At 73.3% G+C, this 25,201-nt stretch carries 20 protein-coding genes; 10 read left to right on the forward strand and 10 right to left on the reverse strand.

What is annotated here, in order from left to right:
- Positions 1-16: 16 nt before the first annotated feature.
- The gene (locus ACGFZF_RS09470) at positions 17-529 is read left to right on the forward strand and encodes a pyridoxamine 5'-phosphate oxidase family protein (RefSeq protein WP_393552501.1); all 513 of its coding nucleotides are present in this window, start codon (positions 17-19) and stop codon (positions 527-529) included.
- A 15-nt stretch (positions 530-544) separates the two neighbouring features.
- Complete coding sequence (locus ACGFZF_RS09475; protein ID WP_393552504.1) at positions 545-1,561, forward strand: phosphotransferase; 1,017 nt, start codon at positions 545-547, stop codon at positions 1,559-1,561.
- A 32-nt stretch (positions 1,562-1,593) separates the two neighbouring features.
- Here the strand turns inward: ACGFZF_RS09475 and ACGFZF_RS09480 are convergent, their stop codons facing one another.
- Entirely contained in the window at positions 1,594-3,267 is a 1,674-nt protein-coding gene (locus ACGFZF_RS09480; protein ID WP_393552507.1) for a protein kinase, read from the reverse strand.
- A gap of 295 nt (positions 3,268-3,562) precedes the next feature.
- Between ACGFZF_RS09480 and ACGFZF_RS09485 the strand changes: the two genes are divergently transcribed.
- The 6 genes from ACGFZF_RS09485 to ACGFZF_RS09510 all read left to right on the forward strand — a co-directional run bounded on the left by ACGFZF_RS09485 (position 3,563) and on the right by ACGFZF_RS09510 (position 11,497).
- Entirely contained in the window at positions 3,563-5,185 is a 1,623-nt protein-coding gene (locus tag ACGFZF_RS09485; protein WP_393552510.1) for a protein kinase, read from the forward strand.
- A 264-nt stretch (positions 5,186-5,449) separates the two neighbouring features.
- The gene (locus ACGFZF_RS09490) at positions 5,450-6,193 is read left to right on the forward strand and encodes a hypothetical protein (protein WP_393552514.1); all 744 of its coding nucleotides are present in this window, start codon (positions 5,450-5,452) and stop codon (positions 6,191-6,193) included.
- Positions 6,194-6,288: 95 nt separating this feature from the next.
- A complete protein-coding gene (locus ACGFZF_RS09495; RefSeq protein WP_393552517.1) occupies positions 6,289-6,918 on the forward strand; it encodes a PadR family transcriptional regulator in 630 nt (209 codons plus the stop codon).
- Between the two features lie 338 nt (positions 6,919-7,256).
- Positions 7,257-7,991, forward strand: a complete 735-nt coding sequence (locus ACGFZF_RS09500) for an ABC transporter ATP-binding protein (RefSeq protein WP_393552520.1) — start codon at positions 7,257-7,259, stop codon at positions 7,989-7,991.
- Positions 7,988-10,846, forward strand: coding sequence for an FtsX-like permease family protein (locus tag ACGFZF_RS09505; protein ID WP_393552523.1), 2,859 nt, complete (start codon positions 7,988-7,990; stop codon positions 10,844-10,846). Before ACGFZF_RS09500 ends, ACGFZF_RS09505 begins: the two co-directional genes overlap by 4 nt.
- Positions 10,847-10,951: 105 nt before the next feature.
- Positions 10,952-11,497: a bacterial proteasome activator family protein gene (locus ACGFZF_RS09510; RefSeq protein ID WP_393552526.1), complete on the forward strand. Its 546-nt coding sequence runs from the start codon at positions 10,952-10,954 to the stop codon at positions 11,495-11,497.
- 311 nt (positions 11,498-11,808) lie between these two features.
- On the opposite strand, the gene ACGFZF_RS09515 is transcribed toward ACGFZF_RS09510, so the two are convergent.
- The 7 genes from ACGFZF_RS09515 to pdhA all read right to left on the reverse strand — a co-directional run bounded on the left by ACGFZF_RS09515 (position 11,809) and on the right by pdhA (position 20,178).
- Complete coding sequence (locus tag ACGFZF_RS09515) at positions 11,809-12,795, reverse strand: NAD(P)H-quinone oxidoreductase (RefSeq protein WP_393552529.1); 987 nt, start codon at positions 12,793-12,795, stop codon at positions 11,809-11,811.
- Positions 12,796-12,967: 172 nt separating this feature from the next.
- Positions 12,968-14,062: a potassium channel family protein gene (locus ACGFZF_RS09520; protein ID WP_393552532.1), complete on the reverse strand. Its 1,095-nt coding sequence runs from the start codon at positions 14,060-14,062 to the stop codon at positions 12,968-12,970.
- The gene (locus tag ACGFZF_RS09525; protein ID WP_393552535.1) at positions 14,050-15,435 is read right to left on the reverse strand and encodes a molybdopterin molybdotransferase MoeA; all 1,386 of its coding nucleotides are present in this window, start codon (positions 15,433-15,435) and stop codon (positions 14,050-14,052) included. Before ACGFZF_RS09525 ends, ACGFZF_RS09520 begins: the two co-directional genes overlap by 13 nt.
- On the reverse strand, positions 15,432-16,361 hold the full coding sequence (locus ACGFZF_RS09530) for an NTP transferase domain-containing protein (protein ID WP_393552538.1): 930 nt from the start codon (positions 16,359-16,361) through the stop codon (positions 15,432-15,434). The genes ACGFZF_RS09525 and ACGFZF_RS09530 overlap by 4 nt, the downstream gene beginning before the upstream one ends.
- Before the next feature lie 282 nt (positions 16,362-16,643).
- Positions 16,644-18,002 (reverse strand): dihydrolipoamide acetyltransferase family protein, encoded by a 1,359-nt coding sequence (locus ACGFZF_RS09535; protein WP_393552541.1) that lies wholly within the window; start codon positions 18,000-18,002, stop codon positions 16,644-16,646.
- Positions 18,002-19,018: an alpha-ketoacid dehydrogenase subunit beta gene (locus ACGFZF_RS09540; protein ID WP_356601367.1), complete on the reverse strand. Its 1,017-nt coding sequence runs from the start codon at positions 19,016-19,018 to the stop codon at positions 18,002-18,004. The genes ACGFZF_RS09535 and ACGFZF_RS09540 overlap by 1 nt, the downstream gene beginning before the upstream one ends.
- A complete protein-coding gene (pdhA, locus tag ACGFZF_RS09545; RefSeq protein ID WP_393552545.1) occupies positions 19,018-20,178 on the reverse strand; it encodes a pyruvate dehydrogenase (acetyl-transferring) E1 component subunit alpha in 1,161 nt (386 codons plus the stop codon). The genes ACGFZF_RS09540 and pdhA overlap by 1 nt, the downstream gene beginning before the upstream one ends.
- 192 nt (positions 20,179-20,370) lie before the next feature.
- Here pdhA and ACGFZF_RS09550 point away from each other — a divergent pair, with 192 nt between their 5' ends.
- A complete protein-coding gene (locus ACGFZF_RS09550; RefSeq protein WP_393552963.1) occupies positions 20,371-20,910 on the forward strand; it encodes an Lrp/AsnC family transcriptional regulator in 540 nt (179 codons plus the stop codon).
- A gap of 268 nt (positions 20,911-21,178) precedes the next feature.
- On the opposite strand, the gene ACGFZF_RS09555 is transcribed toward ACGFZF_RS09550, so the two are convergent.
- Positions 21,179-21,772 carry a TetR/AcrR family transcriptional regulator gene (locus ACGFZF_RS09555; RefSeq protein WP_393552548.1) on the reverse strand — a complete coding sequence of 198 codons (594 nt, stop codon included), beginning with the start codon at positions 21,770-21,772 and terminating at the stop codon, positions 21,179-21,181.
- The gene (locus ACGFZF_RS09560) at positions 21,769-23,364 is read right to left on the reverse strand and encodes a 3-hydroxyacyl-CoA dehydrogenase (RefSeq protein ID WP_393552551.1); all 1,596 of its coding nucleotides are present in this window, start codon (positions 23,362-23,364) and stop codon (positions 21,769-21,771) included. The genes ACGFZF_RS09555 and ACGFZF_RS09560 overlap by 4 nt, the downstream gene beginning before the upstream one ends.
- A 124-nt stretch (positions 23,365-23,488) precedes the next feature.
- Here ACGFZF_RS09560 and paaN point away from each other — a divergent pair, with 124 nt between their 5' ends.
- Positions 23,489-25,183, forward strand: coding sequence for a phenylacetic acid degradation protein PaaN (paaN, locus tag ACGFZF_RS09565; RefSeq protein WP_393552554.1), 1,695 nt, complete (start codon positions 23,489-23,491; stop codon positions 25,181-25,183).
- Positions 25,184-25,201: the final 18 nt, after the last annotated feature.

Genomic DNA, 25,201 nt, shown 5'->3' on the forward strand with positions numbered 1-25,201 from the left:
ACGGAGAGTGGAGAACATGTCCACCGAGGAGATCCGAGCCATCGAGCTGCTGACCGGGGTGTCGTACGGTCGCGTGGCGACGAGCATGCGGGCGATGCCGTTCGTCGCGCCGGCCCGGCACATCGTGGACGAGGGCCGCGTGCTGCTGCGGCTGCACCGGGGACTCGGCTACCACCGGGCGTGCGCCGGCAGCGTCGTCGCCTACTGCGCCGACAACCTCAACTCCGGCTCCGAGAACCTGTGGTCCGTGCAGTTCACGGGCACCGCCGAGCTCGTCGAGCCGACCGAGGAGCAGCTGGCCGCCTTCGGGCCCACCCCCCGGACCGTGGACGGCGAGCCCTTCGACCCGGTCTACATGCGCATCGAGCCCCGGTTCGTGACCGTCCACGCGCTCGACTACGCCGCCGGGACCCTCGGGGAGCACGCGGGCACGCGCATCGACGCACCCGACGGCGCACGGGCCACCGGGAGCGCCGGCGCACGCGCGGACGCTCGCGCCGCTGAGCGACACCTCCACCACGTAGCGTGATCTAACATCTGGCGAGTGCCGCGCTCATCTGAAACGCTCGTCCCGCCGCTCGGCGCCCTCCTGCGCCGCTACCGGGAGGCCGGCGAGCCCCTGTCCTGCGAACCCGTCACCCAGGGCCTGCTCAACCGCGGCTACCGCCTCGCCACCACCCGCGGCGCCTACTTCCTCAAGCAGCACCTCGACGCCCCGACCGCGGACCGGGACACCATCAGCCGCCAGCACCGCGCCACCCAGCGCCTGCACGCCCTAGGCCTGCCCGTCGCCCCACCGCTCGCCGACTCCGCCGGCCGGACCGTCGCGGTGATCGGCGGCCGGTGCTACGCCCTGCACCCCTGGGTCGACGGCCGCCACCGCGACGGCGCCCAGCTGTCCGCCGGCGGCTCACGGCGGCTCGGCCTGCTCCTCGGCCGGGTCCACACCTGCCTCGACCAGGTGATGGAACCACCGCCACCGGGCGAGGAACACGAGAGCGCCCGCCCCGAGGAGACGTTCCGGGTCATCGGCGACCTGCTGCGCCTCGCCCGCGCCCGCCGCCCCCGGGACGGCTTCGACGAACTGGCCGTGCACCGGCTGCTCCAGCGCCGCCGCCTGCTGGCCGAGCACGTCCACCGGCGCCCGCCGCCCGCCTCGGCCGCGGGCTGGGTGCACGGCGACTTCCACCCGCTGAACCTGCTCTACCGGGGCGCGGAACCGGCCGCGATCGTCGACTGGGACAGGCTCGGCGTCCAGCCGCGGGCCGAGGAGGCCGTGCGGGCCGCCGCCATCTTCTTCGTACGGCCCGCGGGCGAACTGGCGTTGACGAAGGTGCGGGCGTACGCGCGGGACTACCGGCGCGCCGCGGGCGTGGACGCGAACGAACTGGCGGCCGCGGTGCACCGGGTGTGGTGGGAGCGCCTCAACGACTTCTGGATACTGCGCTGGCGCTACCAGCTCGACGACCGAAGGGCCGACCCGCAGTTCCCTGCGGCGTCGGCCCTGGTGGTGTGGTGGACCCGCGAATACGAGGCGGTGCGCGACGCGTTCACGGGCTGACGCGGCCGGCCCCGGTCGATGGGGACGGCCCGTCAGGGAGTGGTGCCCCCCGTGGGCTCGCCGTTGGCGCCCGTCGTCGTACCGGTGGTGGTGCCGGTGGACGAACCGCTCGACGTGCCCGTGCTGGTACCGGTGGACGTACCGCTCGACGTGCCGGTCGACGTGCCCGTGCTGGTACCGGTGGACGTGCCGGTCGAGGTCCCGGTCGACGTGCCCGTGTCGGTGCCGCCGTCGGTGGTGCCGCCGTCGGTGGTGCCGCCGTCCGCCGGGTCGGTCGACGGCTCGCCCGTCGGCGTGCTCGGGGTCGTCGGCCGGTTCGTGGGCCTGTTCGTGGGCGTCCAGGGGTAGTCGTTGCCGCCGGTGGAGGTGTCGGGTTCCTGCGACTCCTCCGACGGCTCCTCCGAGGGCGTCGGCGAATCCGTCGGGCTGGACGGCTGGTTGGTGACGGTCGGCTTGTCCGTCGTGCCGCCGCTCCGGTCCGCCGCCTTGTCCCAGGCGTAGACGACACCGGCCACGATCGCGACCATCGCGAGCGCTACGAAGAGCAGCACCTTGCCGCGTCCGCCGCTCCGGCCCCCCTGCGAACCGTAGCCGCCGTCCTGCCCGTAGCCGCCGTGACCGCCGTCGTACCCGCCGACCCCGCCGTCCTCCGGGTTCCTCGGCGGCAGGAGGGGACGCTGCGCCGTCTCGTGGTGCATCGGGTGGCCGAGCGCGGCCGTCGCGGCGAGCCCGCCGGGCGGCGTGTGCCCGCCCTCGTGCATCTCCACCGGGCCCGTGTTCCACGTGCCGGTGTGACCGCCCTGCTGCTGCAGCATCTGCAGGCCGTACTGGATCAGGCCGCGCATCTCCTCTGCGCTCTGGAACCGGTCGTCCGGCTCCTTGGCGAGCGAGCGCATGACCAGCCCGTCCAGCTCCGGCGGCGCGGCCTGGGCGACGTCCGACGGCGGGACGGGAGCGTCCTGGACGTGCTGGTAGACCACCGACAGCGGCGTCTCGCCGGTGAACGGGGGCCGCAGCGCGAGCAGTTCGTAGAGCAGACAGCCCGTGGCGTACAGGTCGGAGCGGTGGTCGACGGCCTTGCCGAGCGCCTGCTCGGGCGAGAGGTACTGCGGCGTGCCCATGACCATGCCGGTCTGGGTCATCGTCGACTGCGCGCCGTGCAGGGCGCGCGCGATGCCGAAGTCCATGACCTTGACGGCGCCGGTGTGCGTGATGATGACGTTGGCCGGCTTGATGTCACGGTGCACGATGCCGTGCTGGTGCGAGTAGGCGAGCGCCTCGAGCACGCCCGACACGATGATCAGGGCCTGCTCCGGACCCGGCGCCTCGGCGCTGATCAGCAGGTCGCGGATGGTGCGGCCCTCGACCAGCTCCATCACGATGTACGGCACCGACTGGCCGGCCACGACGTCCTCGCCGGAGTCGTACACCGCCACGATGGCATGGTGGTTGAGCCCGGCGACCGACTGCGCCTCGCGCGTGAAGCGCGCCTTGGAGACGGGGTCCTCGGCGAGGTCGGAGCGCAGCAGCTTGACCGCGACCGTGCGGCCCAGCCGGACGTCCTCGGCGGCGAACACCTCGGCCATGCCGCCACGTCCCAGACGGTGGGTCAGCCGGTAGCGCCCGTCGCCGACCACTCCGCCGATGCCCCAGGACTCCGCAGCAGCGTCCGACATACCGCCGCCTGCTTCGGATTCGGGTGCCATCAGTCCTCGCCGTCATCTGTCTTCGGTGTCTCGCCGTACCGGCACACCGATACGTCTTTCCTTGCGGTCACGCTACAGGCTCCGCCCGACATCACGGTCCGGGATGAACCGGCCACCCCCTCCCTTCCGTATACGCCTGTGCAAATTGAGCGCAGTTCGTGTAACGCTTCCGAGACGCTTGTTGTGCGGAGGGTCACGGAACGGGCACCCGGCTTGACGTGTCACTGCCCTCGGGCAGACTTGGCCGAGAAAATCCGGATCAGCGCCGCCTCGCGCGCGTATGGGGGAAGCACGAATGAGCCAGGACGGCGCACAGGGCCGCTATGCGGGCGGTTCGGTCGCGAACGGCCGGTACCAGCTTCGCGACCTGCTCGGCGAAGGTGGCATGGCGTCCGTGTACCTCGCGTACGACAGCGCCCTCGACCGCCAGGTGGCCATCAAGACGCTGCACACCGAGCTGGGCCGGGAACAGTCGTTCCGCGAACGCTTCCGCCGCGAGGCGCAGGCCGTGGCGAAGCTGTCCCACACCAACATCGTCTCCGTCTTCGACACCGGCGAGGACACCCTCGACGGCGCCGTCATGCCGTACATCGTCATGGAGTACGTCGAGGGCAGCCCGCTCGGGTCGGTCCTGGCGAACGACGTGCAGCAGTACGGCGCGATGCCCGCCGACAAGGCGCTGAAGGTGACGGCGGACGTGCTCGCCGCGCTGGAGACCAGCCACGAGATGGGCCTGGTCCACCGCGACATCAAGCCGGGCAACGTCATGGTGACCAAGCGCGGCGTGGTCAAGGTCATGGACTTCGGCATCGCGCGCGCCATGCAGTCCGGTGTGACCTCGATGACGCAGACCGGCATGGTCGTCGGCACGCCCCAGTACCTCTCCCCGGAGCAGGCCCTCGGCCGCGCGGTGGACGCCCGTTCCGATCTCTATTCGGTCGGCATCATGCTCTTCCAGCTGCTGACGGGACGGCTCCCCTTCGACGCGGACTCGCCGCTGGCCATCGCGTACGCGCATGTACAGGAGGAGCCGGTCGCCCCGTCCTCGGTGAACCGGTCCGTGACGCCGGCGATGGACGCGCTCGTCGCCCGCGCGCTGAAGAAGAACCCGAACGAGCGGTTCCCGAGCGCCGCGGCGATGCAGGACGAGTGCCTGCGCGTGCTGTCGGCGGGTCAGACGAGCGCACCGGTGATCGTCGCCGGCGGTCCCGTCAGCAGCGGTGCGGGTGTGGGCTCGGCGGTCTTCCCGCCGGTCGGCCAGACGCCGCCGCCGTCGACGCACGGCGTCCAGCAGCACTACCAGCCGCCGACCGCGCAGCCGGGTCCGTACGGTGTGCCGACGCCCGCCCCCGGGCCGGCCTACGGCTACCCGCAGCAGGCGCAGACACCGCCGCCGATGTACCAGACCCCCACGCCCGGGCCGTACACGATGACCCCGCACGCGTCGCCGGCTCCGGCCGCCGCGGCCGGCTCCAAGCGGAACACGCCGGTCCTTGTCGGCGCGATCGTGGTGGCCCTGCTCGTCATCGGCGGTGTCGTCACGGCGCTGTCGATGAACAAGGACGAGGACCCGAACACGACCGCGGGCGGCGACCCCAGCCAGTCGCAGTCGGCCGACGCGGACCACAAGGGACCCGACCTCGGCAAGACCATCGACCCGAAGAAGTGCACGGAGCCGCGGGAGTCCTCCGAGGACCCCGCGAAGTTCGAGATCCCGGACCTCACCTACAAGAACATCCAGTCGGTGAAGGCCTGCATCCAGGCCGCGGGCTGGAAGATCACCAAGCAGACCCCGGTCGACGAGAACACCTACGGCGAGGGCACGGTCCTCAGCCAGTACCCGCCGGCCGGCGAGGACGCGTCGGAGGACAGCGCCGAGTTCACGCTGGAGGTCTCGACGGGCAACCCGCCGCAGTAGGCCGCCCGGCGGGCACCGCCTCCTTCGACGGGCTCCCGGCCGCGGTGCGGTCGGGGGCCCGTCGTCCTTCTCTCTCCGCCGCCGGCGTCTCCGCCTCGGCTTCCGCCCCGCGCGCAGCGCGCTCCCTCTTCTGCCGGCGCCGACGCGAGCGGGCCCGATCCTCCGTGCGCACCCGCCCGGATGCCGGAAGTGTCCCGACATGTGACGCTGAGTCGACTGGCTCGGTTGACCAGCTCGGCTGCTCGGACGGGAGGGGGTCACGCCGTGACTCCAGGACTCCACAGGGCGCGGACGAAGGCCCTCGGTCCGGTGCTCGTGTGCTGGCTCGTGGTGGGTACCCCGGTCGCGCACGGCTCGGTCGCGGCGGATCCCTCGGCCACCGCGACGACCCCCTGGCGCGGACCGGTGCCCGAGACGCGGCCCGCCCCCACCGCACCCCCCTCCGCGACGGGCACCTCCCCGTCCGCGACACCCTCGCCGACCGGCGCCGCCTCCGGATCCCCCTCCGTCTCGGCGTCCAGCGGCCCGGGGGCGCCGGGTCCGGTCGACGCGGAGGAGCCCGAAGAGCCCGACAGGCCGGACGGATCCGAGGACGCCGGCAAGCCGAGGGAGTCCGGCCCGCCGCGGCAGCCCGCCCCCTCCCTCGCCGGACGTCCGGCCGGTGAGGGCCGGGACCGGCCCGGCCGGCCCGCCACGGCGCCCGCGCGGGTTCCGGCGACGCGGCCGTCGACCGCGCCGGCCGACCCCTCACGTACCAAAACGGCAACAGCCGACGCGCCCTCCGCCGACACGAACGGCACGGACGAGGACCTCGATGCGGTACCCCAGGCGGATCCGCCGCACGCGGACGACGCCCCGGCGTCCGTGCCCGACGCCGCCCGCCAGATCACCACCGGGACCGGGACCACCGTCGCTGACCGGCAGATTCCCGTGCTGACGCTGGGCGCCGGGTTCGCCCTGATGGGGCTCGGGATCGGTTTCCTCGGCCTCCGGATGCGCCGCCGCTGAGCCCCGCTCCCACCGCGTGTCCCCCTTGAGACGGACGCCGAGGGTCCGTCTGAGGTCGCTTGTCCGCGCCGACATACTCGGTATACATACTGAGTATGTCGATCCGCCACGGGCTTCTCGCCCTCCTCGAACGCGGCCCTCGCTACGGTTCGCAGCTCCGCACGGAGTTCGAGTCCCGCACGGGGTCCACCTGGCCCCTCAACGTCGGCCAGGTCTACACGACCCTCAACCGTCTCGAACGCGACGGGCTGGTCTCGCAGAGCGGTGAGGACGAGGCCGGGCACGCGCTCTACGCCATCACCGACCACGGCCGCACCGAGCTCAGGACCTGGTTCGAGAAGCCCGTCGACCGCACCAGTCCCGCCCGGGACGAGCTGGCCATCAAGCTCGCCATGGCCGTCGGCGCTCCGGGGGTCGACATCCGGGCCGTCATCCAGGCCCAGCGCCACCACACCGTGAAGGCGATGCAGGACTACACCCGCCTCAAGGCCCAGGCGATCACCGCACTCGAGAGCGGCGGATCCCAGGAGCGGGACGACGTGGCCTGGCTGCTCGTACTGGAACAGCTCATCTTCCAGACCGAGGCCGAGGCCCGCTGGCTTGACCACTGCGAGGCCCGGCTCATCCGGCTCTCGGCCGCCGCCGGCACCGCGGCCGAGTCCCAGCCTCCCGAGCGCACCACGGCCCCGGCCTCCCCCACGATCCGCCCCTCACCACGGCCCTGACACCGCGGCACGAGGACCCGCACCGCCGGGCCCCCGCACACCGCACCCGGGCCACCGTCACCGAACGACGACACCCGCGTACCCGCACCGCACGTCGGGCCACCGCCACGCCCGTACCGCCGCCCCGCACCTCCCGTGCCGGGGCAGCCGTACCGCGGCATCCCGGCCCCACGCATCGCACCACGTCGACGCAGGCCCGCACCTGCGCATCCGCGTTCACGGCTCCCCGTGTGCGCCCGTTCCGTTCCACCTCTCCATCCGCTCCGTACCCGAGCGGCCGCTGCCCGATCCGGCCCAGCGCGCCCGTCCCGCGGCGTACGACCAAGGGGGACCCCTCCATGTCCGCACAGCAGCCCGTGCTGCAGCTCCAGAACCTGACCCGTGTCCACGGCTCGGGCGCCACCGAAGTGCACGCCCTCCGGGGCATCGACCTCGACGTCCACGCCGGCGAACTCGTCGCCGTCATGGGCCCCTCCGGCTCCGGCAAGTCCACCCTGCTGACCATCGCCGGCGGCCTCGACTTCCCGACCTCCGGCCGGGTGATCGTCGAGGGCACCGACATCACCACCGCCGACCGCAAGGCGCTCGCCGCACTGCGCCGCCGCAGCATCGGCTACGTCTTCCAGGACTACAACCTCATCCCGGCCCTCACGGCCGCCGAGAACGTCGCCCTGCCCCGTGAACTGGACGGTGTCTCCGCACGCAAGGCCCGTGTCGAGGCCCTCGCCGCACTGGAGGAGATGGAGCTCGGCCACCTCGCCGACCGCTTCCCCGACGAGATGTCCGGCGGCCAGCAGCAGCGCGTCGCCATCGCCCGCGCCCTCGTCGGAGACCGCCGCCTCGTGCTCGCCGACGAGCCCACCGGTGCTCTCGACTCCGAGACCGGCGAGTCCGTCCTCGCCCTGCTGCGCACCCGCTGCGACGCCGGTGCCGCCGGCGTCCTGGTCACCCACGAGCCGCGGTTCGCCGCCTGGGCCGACCGCGTCGTCTTCCTCCGGGACGGCGCCGTCGTCGACCAGACCGTGCGCACCGACGCCGACTCGCTCCTGTCCGGTCAGGCGGCCGAACGGTGAACAAGTGGCTCCACTCCTGGCGCGCCGCGATCCGCATAGCCCGCCGCGACGCCTGGCGCTACAAGGGCCGCAGCTTCCTGGTCCTCGCCATGATCGCCCTGCCCATCCTCGGGGTCAGCGCCGCCGACCTCACCCTGCGCAGCTCCGAACTCTCCGCCGAGGAGAAACTGGACCGCACCATCGGCGCGGCCGACGCACGCTTCTCCGACGCGCAGGTCGGCGGCGTCCCCATCCTGCAGTCGCCGGACGGTGAGATGAACGCACCGGCCAAGGAGTACGGCGACCGCGGCTGGCCGAGCGGCTCGACCGATGTCACCGCGGCCTTCCCGGCGGGTGCCGAGGCACTGACGGACACCGCCGGCAACGCGAAGCTCACGACCGTGCACGGACTGCTCCAGACCGAGGTCCGCGAGCTCAAGGCGGCCGACCCCATCGCGACGGGCATCATGCCCCTCCAGGAGGGCCGCTTCCCGCAGCGGGCGGACGAGGTCGCCGCGACCACGCACTTCCTGGAGACCAGCGGTCTCACGGTCGGCTCCACCCTGACCGCGCGCGGTTTCGACCGCACCTACCGGATCGTCGGCGCCTACGAGCTGCCGAACGACCTCAAGGCCGACCAGGTCAACGCCCTGCCCGGCGCCTTCCTGGCCCCGTACGGAAAGGCCGCCGAGAAGGCCGGCCTGATGAAGCCCGACACCTCCACCACCCATCTGGTGAAGCTGTCCGGCGGTTTCACGTGGAACATGGTCCAGCAGATCAACACCAAGGGTGTCGCCGTCGTCTCGCGCGCCGTGCTCCTGGACCCGCCCGCCGACTCCGAGGTCCCGCTCTACCAGAAGGACGGCTGGGGCAACTACGAGACCAGCGCTGCCGCCCAGGCGGCGGAGCTCGCCGCCCTCGGCACCGTCGTCGGCCTCGCGATGCTGGAGATCTGCCTTCTCGCCGGTCCCGCGTTCGCCGTCGGCGCCCGCCGCTCGCGCCGCCAGCTCGGCCTCGTCGGAGCGAACGGCGGCGACCGCAGCCACATCCGGGCCATCGTGCTCAGCGGCGGCCTCGTCATCGGCATCGCCGCGGCCGTGACCGGCACGGTCCTCGCGCTGATCCTCACCTTCGCCCTGCAGCCCCTGCTCGAGGACTACCTGGGCCAGCGGTTCGGCTCCTTCGACGTCCGTCCGCTGGAACTGCTCGGCATCGCGCTCCTCGCCGTGCTGACCGGCCTGCTGGCGGCGATCGTCCCGGCGATCACCTCCTCCCGGCAGACCGTCCTGGCCTCGCTCACCGGCCGGCGCGGCGTCCGCCGCAGCAGCCGCGTGCTCCCGCTGGTCGGCCTGGGCGCCCTGCTGCTCGGCGCCGCGATCGCGCTGTACGGCTCGGTCGTCTCCGACCAGGTCGTGATCGTCGCGGGCGGCAGCGCCATCGCCGAACTCGGCGTCGTCGCCATGACCCCCGCCCTGGTCGGCCTCTTCGGCCGGACCGGACGCTGGATGCCCCTGTCCCCGCGTCTCGCGCTCCGCGACGCCGTGCGCAACCGCGGCCGCACGGCGCCGGCCGTCGCCGCCGTGCTCGCCGCGGTCGCCGGAACCGTCGCCGTCGCCACGTACACGGCGAGCAGCGAAGCCCAGGAACGCGCCGAGTACCAGGCGCGCCTGCCCTACGGAGCGGTCTCCGCGCTGGTCGTCGAGGACGGCGGCCGGGACGTCCCGGCGGTCCGTGAGGCCGTGCAGCGCCTGCTGCCGATCGACGCCCGCGCCGACGTCGACCGCATCGTGGTCGGCAAGCCGGGTTGCTCGCCCTACGGCCAGGGAACCGGCTGCGGCCGGTACGAGGTCGTGATCCCCGCGGCCAACGAGTGCCCGCTGTGGGCGACGACCACCGACGGCAGCGACCCCTCGGAGCGGTTCACCAAGGAGCAGCGGCGCAAGCTGGCCGAGGACTGGCGCTGCAAGGAGGGCGACAGCGGCAGCGTCTACGTCGAGGGCGGCCTGCTGGTCGGCGACGCCCGGCTGCTGACGATCCTCGGCATCAAGGACGCCGGCGCCGAGCGGGCCCTCGCCGAGGGCAAGGTGGTCACCTTCGCCAAGCAGCAGGTCAACAAGGCCGGCCAGGTCGACGTCAAGCTGATCACGGACCTCGAGAAGGCCGACGCGGCCGACCGCGACGGCAAGCCGGCTCCGGGCGAGATCAAGTCGCTCCCCGCGTACCTGATGCCCGAGAGCGAGCAGTCGTACGGCATGCAGGGCATGATCACCCCGGCCACCGCCAAGGCCGCCGGACTGACCACGGTGCCCGTCGGTTCGTACTTCACCACCGACCGCATGCCGAGCTCCGAGCAGCGGCAGAAGCTCGACGCCGAGATCGCCAAGCTCGGCAGTGACGTCGATCTCCATCTGGAGGAGGGCTTCGTCAGCAAGAGCAGCATCGTGCTCCTCTCCCTGACCGTCTTCGCGGGTCTCGTCACCATCGGTGCGGCCGGCATCGCCACCGGTCTCGCCCAGGCCGACGCCGAGGCCGACCTCAAGACGCTCGCCGCGGTCGGCGCCCCGCCGCGGGTCCGCCGGACCCTCAGCGGCTTCCAGTGCGGGGTGGTCGCCGCGATGGGCGTGATCCTCGGATCGGCGGCCGGTGTGCTGCCGGCCGTGGGGCTGCGGCTCACCGAGGAACGGGAACAGCTGCGCTACTACCAGGAGGCGCTCGACCAGGGCTGGGGCGTCATGCAGCAACCGCCCCACGTGCCGATCGTCGTCCCGTGGGAGACGCTGGCAGCCCTGCTGGTGGCCGTCCCGCTGGGAGCCGCGCTGCTGGCCGCGCTGGTGACCCGGTCCCGGGGCGCCCTGGCCCGCCGCGCCGCGACCTGACCGGTTCTTCCGCTTCGTTGCGTTCCTGTGCCCCTGTACGAGGGTGGATCACCCTCGTACAGGGGCACACCGTGTGGTGAGGCACGTGTGCGAGAGAATGGCGGCATGGATATGCCGAGGAATGAACGGTCGCAGGAGAGCCCCCAGGTCCTCATCGTGGGACAGGATGGGATGGCGCTCGGCGGCAGTCATGGTGACGACGAGTCCCGCGAGGTCCCGGTGACAGAAATGGTCGAGCAGCCTGCGAAGGTCATGCGCATCGGCAGCATGATCAAGCAGCTTCTGGAGGAAGTCAGGGCGGCACCTCTCGACGAGGCGAGCCGGGTCCGGCTGAAGGATATCCATGCCAGTTCCGTGAAGGAGCTGGAGGACGGGCTCGCGCCCGAGCTGGTGGAGGAACTGGAGCGGCTCTCCCTGCCGTTCACCGACGAGGCGATCCCCTCCGAAGCGGAACTGCGGATCGCGCAGGCCCAGTTGGTGGGCTGGCTCGAAGGACTCTTCCACGGCATCCAGACGGCCCTGTTCGCCCAGCAGATGGCGGCCCGCGCCCAACTGGAGCAGATGCGCAGGGCGCTGCCTCCGGGCGGACCCCACGACGATGACGACGACCAGGGCCACGGTCACGCGATCCGCTCGGGTCCGTACCTGTAGGACCGGGCGCGACCGGACCGGGCTCGACCCGGTAGGGCGCGATCCGGCCTGGCCGCTCTCGGCCGCCCGTCCGGATGGACCGGGCCGAGAGGCCGTCGAACGGGCGAGGGCCCGGCACACCTGGTGTGCCGGGCCCTCGTGCTTGTCCTGCTGCCGTCTCCGGGGCCGGGGGCCTGGGCCGGGGGGCCGGGCGACCCCTGAGGCCTGGGCCCTGGGCCCTGGGGCCGACCTGCGGTCCGGGCCGTGCTCGGTCCCGGCCGTGCCCGGTCCCGGCCGTGCTCAGTCCTGGTCGTGCTCGGCCCCGGCCGTGCTCAGTCCTGCGGGGCCAGCAGCAGGACCTTGCCGACGTGGCTCCCGGAATCCAGGGCCCGGTGGGCCTCCGCGGCCTCCGCCATCGGCACCGTGCGGTCGACGACCGGACGAACCGTCCCGGCCTCGATCAGCGGCCAGACGTGCTCGCGGACGGCGGCGACGATGGCCGTCTTCTCGTGCAGCGGCCGGGCCCGCAGCGTCGTCGCCGTGATCGCGGCCCGCTTGCGGAGCAGCGCCCCCAGGTTCAACTCGCCCTTCACACCTCCCTGGAGGCCGATCACGGCGAGCCGCCCGTTGACCGCGAGGGCCTTCACGTTGCGGTCCAGGTACTTCGCGCCGACGATGTCGAGGATGACGTCCGCGCCGTTCCCGTCCGTCGCCTTCAGCAGCTCCTCGACGAAGTCCTGCTCGCGGTAGTCGATCAGGATGTCGGCGCCCAGTTCGGCGCAGCGCGCCAGCTTCTCCGGCCCGCCGGCGGTGACGGCGACCCGCGCGCCGACCGCCTTGGCCAGCTGGATCGCCATCGTGCCGATGCCGCTCGCGCCGCCGTGGACCAGCAGCGTCTCGCCGGGCCGCAGATGGGCGATCATGAAGACGTTCGACCAGACCGTGCTGGTCACCTCCGGCAGCGCCGCCGCCGTGACGAGATCCACCCCGTCCGGCACCGGAAGCAGCTGGCCGACGGGGACGAGGACCTTCTGCGCGTACCCGCCGCCGACCAGCAGCGCGCACACCTCGTCGCCGACCGACCAGCCGGACACTCCGGGGCCGAGTGCGGCGATCCGGCCCGAGCATTCGAGGCCGGGGTACGGCGAGGTGCCCGGCGGCGGGTCGTAGAAGCCCTGCCTCTGGAGCAGGTCGGCGCGGTTGACCGCGCTCGCCACCACCTCGACGAGGACCTCGCCCTCGCCGGGCACGGGATCGGGCACCTCGGCCCAGACGAGGGCCTCGGGGCCGCCGGGTTCCGGAATCGTGATCGCATGCATGGCGGCGAGGCTACTCCGGCGCCGTGACCGACCGGGATCCGCCATGACCGACCGGGCCACGGCGGACTACCCGGTCCAGGGTGGGCGGACCGGTCCGAGGTGGGCGGCCCGGTCCGGGGTGGGCGACCGCGGTCCACCGTGGGGCATGGCCGTTCCGCCCGGCGTCGGGTCGTCAGTCCTCGCGCGGCGTGCTCAAGGGAGTGACGGGCGCGGCCCGCACGATCGTGATCACACGGTCCGTCAACTGCAGCGGGCTGGCGGCGGGATCGTCGTAGCCGAGCAGCCGGTGCCCGCGCAACACGCTCACCACCAGGTCCTCGGTCTCCCGTACGTTCTTGCCGACCTCGGACTTTATGACCGGCCGCTCGACCAGATCGAGGCCCGAACCCTGCTGGATCAGGTCCTCCATCACGGTGCCCGCACTGGGGCTGAGCACCGACAGGCCCAGGAGTCGGCCGGCCGCACTGGCGCTGGTGATCACGGCGTCCGCACCCGACTGACGCAGGAGCGGCGCGTTCTCCTCCTCGCGGACGGCGGCGACGATCTTCGCGCCCCGGTTGAGCTGGCGGGCCGTCAGGGTGACCAGCACGGCGGTGTCGTCGCGCTGGGTGGCGATGACGATCTGACGGGCCTTCTGCACCTCGGCCCGGATCAGCACGTCGCTGCGGGTCGCGTCGCCGATCACGCCCACGAAGCCGTCGGCGTTCGCCGTCTCGATGACCTTGTTGGACGGGTCCACGATGACGATCTGTTCTTTGCGCAGTCCCGTCGCGCAGAGCGTCTGGATCGCGGACCGGCCCTTGGTGCCGAATCCGACGATGACGGTGTGGTCGCGCAAGGTGGACCTCCAGCGGTTCAGTCGCCACTCCTCCCGGGTCCGTTCGGTGAGGACCTCGAGAGTGGTGCCGACCAGGATGATCAGGAACAGCACGCGCAACGGCGTGACCAGCAGGATGTTGACGAGCCTCGCCGAGTCGCTGTACGGGACGATGTCGCCGTATCCCGTGGTGGAGAGGGTCACGGTCGCGTAGTAGGCGCAGTCGAGGAAGTCGAGCGTCTCGTCGGAGTTGTCGTGATAGCCGGAGCGGTCCGCGTAGACGATGAGCGTGGTGAGGACGAGGACGCCCAGGGCCATCAACAGCCTTTTGCCCACCTGCTGGAGGGGGCGCTCGACCACCCTCCGGGGCATCCTGATCCGGGTGGGCGCCGTCTTCTCGTCGGCCTGGCGGGCCATGACGTCACGGCTGGGAAGTTTCACGTGAAACATGCTCCTTCGGGCGCGCCGTAAGCCTGGGGCCGGGCCGACGCCGGGCCTTGAAGCGGGGCCATCGGCCAGGGGAGGTCGAGGATGTCCAGAGCGTCGCCGGGTCGCGCGCCGCCGGACGGTACGACGGCCATCCCGTCCGCCACCGCGATCCCTCGCAGCATCGCCGGTCCGTTGTAGTGCAGGGGGACGACCCGGTCGTCGTGGTGGACGACCGGGACGAGCCGGGTGTCGTGCGGGTGACCGTGCACCTCGTCGCGGACCGGCGCGCGGTACGGCGGCGGAGCCGGGGCGCCGGCGAGAGCCCGGAGCAGGGGCTCGGCCAGTGTGAGGAGTGCGGAGACGGCGGCCAGCGGGTTGCCCGGCAGTCCGACGAGGTGGCGGCCGGGGCGGCCGCCTTCGAGGCGGGCGAGCAGCATCGGGTGTCCGGGGCGGACCTGTACGCCGTCCACAAGGAGGGTGGCGCCCGTCGCGGCGAGGACGGGATGCACGTGGTCCAGGGGACCGGCGGCGGTCCCGCCGGTCGTGACGACCAGGTCCGCCTCGGAGCCGGTGACGGCCGCGCGCAGGGCGTCGGCGTCGTCGCGGACCCGCTGGGTGGCGAGGACCTCGGCGCCGAGCGCGTTGAGCCAGGGGCCGAGCATCGGGCCGAGGGCGTCGCGGATCAGGCCCTCGTGGGGGAGTCCGTCGGTGAGGAGTTCGTCGCCGAGGACCAGGATCTCCACACGGGGTCGGGAGAGCACGGGAAGTTCGTCGTACCCGGCCGCGGCAGCGAGGCCGAGGACCGCCGGGGTGACGGGTGTCCCGGCGGACAGCAGGAGGTCACCGGACCGGCACTCCTGCCCGCGCGGCCGGATGTCCTGGCCGTGCTGGACCTCGCGCAGGGCGTGCAGCCGGCCGGCGGAGTCGGTACGGGAGTGCTCGCTGCGGATGACCGCCGTGGTCTCGGGGGGAATCCGGGCGCCGGTGGCGATCCGCACCGCCGTGCCGTCGTCGAGCACGGCGGCGGGGGTGTGCCCGGCGAGGACGGCACCCTCCACGTGGATCTTCCAGGGGCCGGGGCCGGCGACCGCCCAGCCGTCCATGGCGGAGGTGTCGAACGACGGCAGATCGGTCAGTGCGCGCAGCGGCTCGGCGAGCACGCGGCCGAGCGCCTGCCCGAGCGGGACGCGGCACAGCTCTCCGGCGGTCGCACCGGCGGAGCGCGCCGCGGCCCCGGCGCGTGCGGCGATCCTCCGGGCGTCCGGCCAGGGGGTGGCGCGGTGCGGCTCCGCAGGGCGGGGCGGGGCGACGAGGGCCAGCGCCTCGTCCACTCCGTCGCTCTCGGGTTCGGCCCTCTCGGGTTCGGCCGCCGTGCGCTCCTGCGGGGTCATCATCCGGCCTCGGCCCGGCCCGTCGTGTCGGGGCCGGCGGCGTCGGAGCGGGTCTGCTCATGGCCGGCTCCGGCCGGGGCGGCGGCCTGGTCGGCCTCGTCGGCCCAGCGGACGGCGAGGGCTGCGGCCTTGCGGGCAGCCTCGGCCACGGCCTCGGGGCCGCCGGCACCCGCCTTCGCCGCCGCGTAGCCGACCAGGAAGGTGGTCAGCGGCGCCGCGGGGCGAGCGACTCCGTGGGCGGCGTCACGGGCCAGATCGAGCAGCACGCCGGTGTCGACGTCCAACTCGATGCCCAGTTCGTCCTTGACTGCGGTGATCCATTCGTCCAGCACGCTCCCATGCTCCCTGATGCGGGCCCGGGCTGCGGCAATGTCCTCCCAGGTGTCGCAGTCGAAGGAGGCGAGGGCGCCGCCGTCGACCCGGATCGGACGCAGTTCACCGAGGAGCAGGCGCAGCGGGAGACCGGCGAGGGTGCCGCGCGCGGTGGCGAGGCGGTCCAGTGCCCGGCGGAGCGGCTCGGCGCGGTAGGCCGCGACGAGGGGCTGGTCCCGGCCGTCGGAGTCGACCAGGAGCGCGCTGTCGGCCGTGGGGGCCTCGTCGAGGGCGTCGAGCAGGCGGCGGCCGGTGCCTTCGTCGAGGAACGGCAGGTCGGCGGAGAGGACGAGCACGGTGGCGGCCTCGGTCCGGCGGACACCGGCGTCGAGGGCGGCCAGCGGTCCCCCGCCGGGCGGATCCTCCCTGGCCCACTCCACGGGTCGGACAGTCGCCCGCGGCCCGCCGACGACCACGGTCGAGGCGGCGCTCCGGCACCCGGTCAGGACTCGGTCGAGCAGCGCCCGGCCGCCGACCCGTACGCCGGGTTTGTCCACACCGCCGAGCCGCCTGGCGGCGCCTCCCGCCAGGACGACGGCGTCGTACTCGGTCGTCATCCCAGCAGTATGGTCCGCGCCCCGCCGGGATGGCCCCCAAGATCCGCGACCGTCTCACCCATGGAGACGGCCGTCGCGCCCGCACCCGGCGGTCGGGGAGGCCGTGGCCGTACGGGAAGCGCACCGCGGGACGCCCGGGCGCCCGGACCGTGCGGGGCGCCCGCCGCCCCGCGCCGATACGACCGCCGGCGCCGGGGACACGGCCGGGCCGCAAACCGGCCCGGCCAGAAGCCGGCCCGGCCAGGAGCCGGCAGGAGCGGGAGCCGGCCGGACCCCCGCCCGTCAGAGCGTGCGCAGCAGGACCGAGGGATGCTCGACGCAGTCCGCGACGTAGCGGAGGAACCCGCCCGCCGTGCCGCCGTCGCAGACCCGGTGGTCGAAGGTGAGCGACAGCTGGACGACCTGGCGGACGGCCAGCTCGCCCTGGTGCACCCACGGCTTCGGGATGATCCGGCCGACCCCGAGCATCGCCGCCTCCGGGTGGTTGACGATCGGCGTGGACCCGTCGACCCCGAACACCCCGTAGTTGTTCAGGGTGAACGTCCCCCCGGTCAGGTCCGCCGGCGTCAGCGTCCCCTGCCGGGCGGACTCCGTCAGCCGTGCGAACTCCGCCGTCAGCGACTCCGCGGTACGCGTTCCCGCGTCCCGGACCACGGGCACCACCAGGCCGCGCTCCGTCTGGGCCGCGAACCCGAGGTGCACGGACGGCAGCCGGACGATCTCCCGGGCCGCCATGTCCACGGTGGAGTTGAGCTCCGGGAAGCGGGCGAGCGCGTGGGTGCAGATCCGGGCCAGCAGGGCGAGGAGCGAGATCTTCGGCCCGCCGGCGGCGTTCATCGCCGTGCGCGCCACCATGAGCTCCGTCGCGTCGGCGTCGACCCAGCAGGTCGCGTCCGGGATCTCCGTACGGCTGCGCGAGAGCTTGTCGGCGACCGCGCCGCGCACGCCGCGCAGCGGAATCCGCTCACCGACGGCAGCGGACGAGGGCGCGGGCGCGACGGCCGGGGCGGGGCGCGCGGCCTCGGTCGCGGCGACGGCGGCCCGTTCGACGTCCGCCCGCAGGATCAGCCCGTCCGGACCCGACCCGCGGACCTCGCGCAGGTCCAGCCCCTTCTCCCGCGCCAGCTTCCGCACCAGCGGCGAGATCACCGGCACCGGACCGTCGACGACCGGCTCGCGGGTCGCGGGGGCGGCGGCCACCGGGACGGCCGTGGCCACCGGGGCGGGGGAGGCCGCGGGAACGCCGTCCCTGCGCACCCGGCGGCGGCGCGCCGCCGGGGCGGCCGTCCCGTAGCCCACCAGCACGTTGCCGGAGTGCTCCGAGGAGACGGCGGACTCCGCCGGGGTGTCGCTCTGCGTCGCGGGCGCGGTCGCGTCCGCCGCGCCGGGAGCAGGTGCGCCCACCGCGACGGTCAGCAGCGGCGCCCCGACGGGCAGCTCGGTCCCCTCCTCGCCGAAGCGGGCCGTCACCACGCCTCCGTAGGGGCAGGGGACCTCGACCATCGCCTTGGCCGTCTCGACCTCGACGACCGGCTGGTCGATGGCGACGACGTCGCCGACGTTCACCAGCCAGCGCACGATCTCGGCCTCGGTCAGCCCTTCGCCGAGGTCCGGCAGCTTGAATTCGAGCACCTGTGCCATCAGCTCTGCGCCTCCCACTGCAGGCGCGCGACCGCGTCGAGCACCCGGTCCACGCCGGGCAGGTGGTGCCGCTCCAGCATCGGCGGCGGGTAGGGGATGTCGAAGCCGGCGACCCGGAGCACCGGTGCCTCCAGGTGGTGGAAGCAGCGCTCGGTGACCCGTGCGGCGATCTCCCCGCCCGGTCCGCCGAACCCGGTCGACTCGTGCACGACGACCGCCCGCCCGGTCCTCCGCACGGAGGCGCAGACCGTCTCGTCGTCGAACGGCACGAGCGAGCGCAGGTCGACGACCTCCAGGTCCCAGCCCTCCGCCTGCGCGGCCTCGGCCGCCTCCAGGCAGACCGGCACGGAGGGCCCGTACGTGATCAGCGTGGCGCTGCGGCCGCTGCGGCGCACCACGGCCTTGCCGATCGGCTCCACGGCCGTCGGCGCCTCGGGCGACCAGTCGGACTTCGACCAGTACAGCCGCTTGGGCTCCAGGAAGACGACCGGGTCGTCGGAGGCGATCGCCGCCCGCAGGAGCCCGTAGGCGTCCTCGACGGTGGCCGGGGTGACGACGTGGAGGCCCGGCGTCGCCATGTAGTACGCCTCGGAGGAGTCGCTGTGGTGCTCGACGCCGCCGATCCCGCCGCCGTAGGGCACCCGGACCACCAGCGGCATCGGCAGCGCGCCGCGTGTGCGGTTCCGCATCCGCGAGACGTGGCTGATCAGCTGCTCGAACGCGGGGTAGGCGAAGGCGTCGAACTGCATCTCGACGACCGGCCGCAGCCCGTACATCGCCATGCCGACGGCCGTGCCGAGGATGCCCGCCTCGGCCAGCGGCGTGTCGGTACAGCGGTCCTCGCCGAACTCCTTGGCCAGGCCGTCCGTGACCCGGAAGACGCCGCCGAGCGTGCCGACGTCCTCTCCCATCACGTGGACGGTCGGGTCCTCGGCCATCGCGTCGCGCATGGCCCGCTGCAGGGCCTGCGCCATCGTCGCCGGCTTGGCCGGCTTGGCCGCCGTCCTGGTCGTCATCACGCCTCGCTCTCGGCGTCGAGCTCGGCACGCAGCTGCGCCGCCTGCTCGCGCAGCTGTGCCGTCTGCTCGGCGTACACGTGCGCGAACAGGTCCATCGGGTCGAGCACGGGGTCGGCGTTCATCCGCTCGCGCAGCGTCGCCGCCATCGTCTCGGCGGCCTCGGCCGCCTGCCGCTTGCCGTCGTCGTCGAGCATGCCGCGCTCCGTCAGCTCCCGCTCCAGGATCAGGATTGGGTCGTGCGCCCGCCAGGTCTCGACCTCGCCGTCGCCGCGGTAGCGGGTGGCGTCGTCGGCGTTGGTGTGGGCGTCGATGCGGTACGTCACGGCCTCGACCAGTGTCGGTCCGCCGCCGCGCCGAGCGCGGGCGACGGCCTCGGTCAGCACCTGGTGGACGGCGACCGCGTCGTTGCCGTCGACCAGCCGGCCCGGCATGCCGTAGCCGACGGCCTTGTGCGCCAGCGACGGGGCAGCCGTCTGCTTGGCGAGCGGGACGGAGATGGCGAAGCCGTTGTTCTGCACGAGGAAGACCACGGGGGCCTGCCAGACGGCCGCGAAGTTCAGCGCCTCGTGGAAGTCGCCCTCGCTGGTGCCGCCGTCGCCGACCATGGCGAGCGCGACCACGTCGTCACCCTTGAGCCGGGCGGCGTGGGCCAGCCCGACCGCGTGCGGGAGCTGGGTGGCGAGCGGCGTGGACAGCGGGGCGATCCGGTACTCGCGCGGGTCGTAGCCGGTGTGCCAGTCGCCCCGCAGGAGCGTCAGCGCCTGGACCGGGTCGAGGCCGCGGGCCACGGCGGCGAGGGTGTCGCGGTACGAGGGGAAGAGCCAGTCGCGCTCCTCCAGGGCCATCGCGGCGGCCACCTCGCAGGCCTCCTGGCCGGTGGTCGACGGGTACACGGCGAGGCGGCCCTGCTTGGTGAGGGCGGTGGCCTGCGTGTTGTACCGGCGGCCCCGCACCAGCTCGGCGTAGAGACGTCGCAACAGCTCGGGGTCGGCCGAGGCCACCGCGTCGGTGCCGAGGACGCGGAACGGCTCGGCATCGGGCAGCAGCGGGCCGGGGTCGGTGCGCGGCTTCCACGCCGGGGGCGGGGTGGGCCGGTAGGCAGCGGTGGCGGCGGGCGGCTCTTGGACTGTCGAACTGCGCTGTTGCAACGAGTCCACCTCCTCGTGGGAGCGGGCATAAGACCCGAAGGCGGGTGGCGCGGGTGTGGCGCGCCTCACCTACCGATTGTTCGGTCGTGGAGGCATTTTGGCTACAGGCACCCTCAGCCTGTGGACAAACGGTTCTCCACAGCCTGGGATAGAGACATGTCGTCCATGGGAGAGAGGCGGGGGGACATGGCGGATGAACAAATGGCCGACGGCTGGGAGCGAGCCCTGAACCAGAGCCCGGGCCCGGCACAGGCCGCGGCCGGGGGCGGACCGCCCCAGGGCCCTGCCGCGCGCCCGCTCGACGCCGTGGACCGCGACATCCTGCGGATCCTGCAGACGGACGGCCGCGCCTCGATACGCTCCGTCGCCGAACGGGTCCACGTGTCCCGGGCCAACGCCTACGCGCGGATCAACCGGCTCATCGACGACGGGGTGATCCGCGGCTTCAGCGCACGGGTGAACCACGAGCGCGCGGGCCAGGGGGCGTCGGCCTACATCACGCTCAAGATCGTCCAGAACTCCTGGCGGACCGTGCGCGAGCAGCTCCAGGCCCTGCCCGGAGCCGCGCACATCGCTCTGGTCAGCGGGGACTTCGACGTCCTGCTGCTGGTACACACACCCGACAATCGCACGTTGCGGGAGCTGGTGCTCACCAAGCTCCAGTCGATCCCCGAGGTGCTCTCGACCCGCACCCTGCTGGTCTTCGAGGAGACCGACCTGGACCCCGACCACCTGGGCTGATCCCGCCGGCCCGCCGCCGTACGGGCTCCTCCGGGCCCCTCCGCCGGCACACGCCCGTGCGGGGTCCCCGGCCGCGACCGGTGCCCCCGGAGCCCGGACGCGAGCCCCGGAGGGCGATCGCTGGGGCCTTCCGCCGGTCCTACGCCGCCGACCGGCGGTGTTCTCCGGCGGGATCCCGGGCGCCGCATGCACCGCCCGGCTGCCGGGCGATGCTCCCTCAGGGCTCCCGCAACCCCCGGCGGGCGCACGACGGATCGCGGGACAGCCCTCAGCGGGCGGTGCGCAGCCCGTCGAAGGCCAGGTGCACGACGGTGTCGGCGAGCTGCTCGCGTTCCGCCTCGGCACCCGGGTGCGGCCGGTACCACTCCACCAGCGAGTTGATCATGCCGAACAGGAGCCGGGTGGCGAGGCGTATGTCCACGTCCGCGCGCAGGTCGCCGTCGGCGGCGGCCGCCTTGAGCAGATCGGCCACCCTCTGGTCGAACTCCCGCCGGCGCTCCAGCGCCCACCGCTCGGTCGACGTGTTGCCCCGGACCCGCAGCAGCAGCGTGACGTAGGGCAGCTCCGCCATCAGCACCTCGACGGTGCGGCGGGTGACGTACTCGACCTGGTCGATGGCCCGGCCACGCCCGGCGCCCGGCTCGTCCAGGATCGCGAAGAGACCGTCCAGCGCCCGGCTGACGGCCCGCCGCAGCAGCTCCTCCTTGCCCGCGACGTGGTGGTAGATCGAGGACTTGGAGATCCCCGCCGCCTTGGACAGGTGCTCCATGGAGGTTCCGTCGTATCCGCGTTCGTTGAAGACCCGCACGGCGACCGAGAGCAGCGTCTCGGGGGTGTAGGTGTCGCGCTTCGCCGTCGTCATGACGCGGCCCCCTCGGCCGCCTGCCGCTCGGCCCCGTCCCGTGCCGCCTGCTCGGCGGCGACCCGGCGCCGCAGCGCCTGGGAGGGTGCGTAGCGGCCCGTCGGGTACTCCTCGTGGAGGTTGGACAGGGTCTCCAGGACCCAGTCGACGCCCAGTTCCCCGGCCCAGGCCAGCGGCCCGAGCGGATAGTTGACGCCGAGCCGCATCGCGGTGTCGATGTCGTCGGCGTCCGCCACGCCGCGCGCGGCGGCGTCGAAGGCGAAGTCGGCGAGCATGGCGACGGTCCGCGCGACGATCATGCCGGGCACGTCCCGGATCACGCTGACCTTCTTGCCGGCCGCCTGGAAGAGCCCGATCGCCTCCTGCAGCGACCGGTCGTCCACGGTCACGGCGGGCGCGAGCACGATCCGCTCGCAGGTGCGGTAGTCCAGCGCGAGGTCGAAGTGGACGACGGGCATCTCGGCGTCGTCCGCGGCGGTGCCGTCGGCCAGGAAGAGCCGGGTCCCGCTCGGCAGCTCGATCCACCCCGGGTACCCCGGGACGGCGTCCTCCTCGAAGTCGACGACGACGCCCGCCTCCTGGAACAGCCCGGCCAGGGGCGCGGCCTGGTACAGCTCGCCCTGGACGACCACGGAGGCCGGCGGGGCCGCGGGCGGCGCGGTGTGCGGCGCGGGGGCCGCCGCGTCCTGCCCGTACGGGAACCAGCCGTGACCGGACTTGCGGCCCAGCCGCGCCGACTCCACCAGCCGGCGCTGGGCGAGGGACGGCGTGAACCTGGGGTCCTGGTGGAAGGAGTCCCAGACGGAGCGGGTGACGGCCTCGTTCACGTCCTGGCCGATCAGGTCGGTCAGCTCGAACGGACCCATCCGGAAGCCGCCGCTCTCGCGCAGCGCCGCGTCGATGGTCGCGGGGTCGGCGACGCCCTCCTCGTACACCCGCAGCGCCTCGGCGTAGAAGGGGCGCGCGATCCGGTTGACGACGAAGCCGGGGGTGTCGGCGCAGCGCACCGGGGTCTTCCCCCAGCCCTTCGCCGTCTCGTACGCGCGCGTGGCGGCGGAGGCGTCGGTCGCGAAGCCGCTGACGACCTCCACGAGCGGGAGCAGCGGGGCCGGGTTGAAGAAGTGCAGTCCGACGAACCGGCCGGGCAGGCGCAGCCCGCCGGCGATGGCGGTGACGGACAGCGAGGAGGTGTTGGTGGCGAGGACGGTGTCGTCGCCGACGATCTTCTCCAGTTCGGCGAACAGCTGCTGCTTGACGTCGAGTCGCTCGACGATCGCCTCGACGACGAGGGCCGCGTCCGCGAGCTCCGTGAGGTCGGCGGCGGCGCGCAGCCGCGCCACGGCGTCCTCGCGTGCCGGGCGGTCCATCCGGCCCTTCTCGACCAGCCGGTCCAGGCGGGCGGCGAGGGCGGTCACGGCCTCCTCGGCACGGCCGGGGACGCTGTCGTAGAGGCGGACGGGGTGGCCGGCGACGAGGGCCACCTGGGCGATTCCCTGGCCCATGGTGCCCGTGCCCACGACGGCGACGGTGCGGCTCCGGTCGATGGCGTCGGCCCCTGCGTCCGGCGCGGCGTCGCTCACATTGGCGGTCATACGACTGATCCTCCCCGATGGGTTGTCCACAGCTTCGACAGACCCCCTTGTCCCGACCGATCGTTCGGTTACTCTAACTCTGTCCGCCTGTCCCTGCCCAGCTCGACGAGGAGTTGGTCCCGCAATGGCCGCCGCTCAGCTGACCACCGACGCCCTGGCCGAGAAGCACCGGTCCACACTCGACCAGGCTCTCGACACCATCCGCACCCGTGCCTACTGGTCGCCGCACCCGGAGCACCCCAAGGCCTACGGCGAGAACGGCTCGCTGGACGCCGCCGCCGGACTCGCCGCGTACGAAGCACTGCTGAACGGGCGGTTCGAGCTCGACCAGCCCGGCACCGACGGCTGGACCGGCGGCGAGGTCTCGCCCTACGGCCCCGCCCTGGGCGTGGAGTACCCGCACGCCGACATCGACGTCCTGCTGCCCGCGATGCGCGCCGGCATGGGCGCCTGGCGCGACGCCGGAGCGGAGACCCGCGCCCTGGTCTGCATGGAGATCCTGGCCCGGATCTCGGCCCGCACCCACGAGTTCGCGCACGCGGTCATGCACACCAGCGGCCAGGCGTTCATGATGGCGCTGCAGGCCGGCGGCCCGCACGCCCAGGACCGCGGCCTGGAGGCCGTGGCCTACGCCTACGCGGAGCAGACCCGCACCCCCGGCAGCGCCGACTGGTCCAAGCCGCAGGGCAAGCGCGACCCGCTGCAGCTGTCCAAGCAGTTCACCCCGGTCGCCCGCGGCATCGCGCTGATGATCGGCTGCAACACCTTCCCCACGTGGAACGGCTACCCGGGCCTGTTCGCGTCGCTCGCCACCGGCAACCCGGTCCTCGTCAAGCCGCACCCGCGCGCCGTGCTGCCGCTGGCGCTCACGGTCCGCGTGGCCCGCGAGGTCCTCGCCGAGGCCGGCTTCGACCCGAACCTCGTCGCGCTGGCGGTCGAGCGGCCCGGTGAGGGCATCGCCAAGACCCTCGCCGTCCGCCCCGAGATCCGGATCATCGACTACACCGGCTCCACCGCCTTCGGCGACTGGCTGGAGTCGAACGCGCGCCAGGCGCAGGTCTACACCGAGAAGGCGGGCGTCAACACGGTCGTCGTCGACTCCACCGACGACTACAAGGGCATGCTCTCCAACCTGGCCTTCTCCCTCTCGCTGTACAGCGGCCAGATGTGCACCACCCCGCAGAACCTGCTGATCCCCCGCGAGGGCATCACCACGGACGCGGGCCCCAAGTCGTATGACGAGGTCGTCGCCGATCTCGCCGCGGCGGTCGGTGGTCTGCTGGGCGACGACGCCCGGGCCAACGCCCTGCTCGGCGCGCTGGTGAACCCCGACGTGAAGGCGCGCCTGGAGGCCGCCGCCGGCCTGGGCGAGGTGGCGCTGGCATCCCGCGAGGTGGCGAACCCGGACTTCCCGGACGCCGTCGTGCGGACGCCCGTCATCGTGAAGCTGGACGGCTCCAAGCCGGACGCCGAGGCCGCGTACTTCTCCGAGTGCTTCGGCCCCGTCTCCTTCGCCGTCTCGGTCGACTCGACCGCCGACGCCCTGGAGCTGCTGCGACGCACGGTGCGCGAGAAGGGCGCGATGACGGTCGGCGCCTACACGACCTCGGCCGACACCGAGCGCGCGATCGAGGAGGTCTGCCTGGAGGAGTCGGCGCAGCTCTCGCTGAACCTGACCGGCGGGGTCTACGTCAACCAGACCGCCGCGTTCTCCGACTTCCACGGCTCCGGCGGGAACCCGGCGGCCAACGCGGCGCTGTGTGACGGCGCTTTCGTCTCCAACCGGTTCCGGGTGGTGGAGGTTCGCCGCCAGGCCTGACCCACGCGGGCGCGGGGG

The organism is Streptomyces sp. NPDC048338 (assembly GCF_043201055.1).
In the GTDB taxonomy this organism is placed as follows: Bacteria; Actinomycetota; Actinomycetes; order Streptomycetales; family Streptomycetaceae; genus Streptomyces.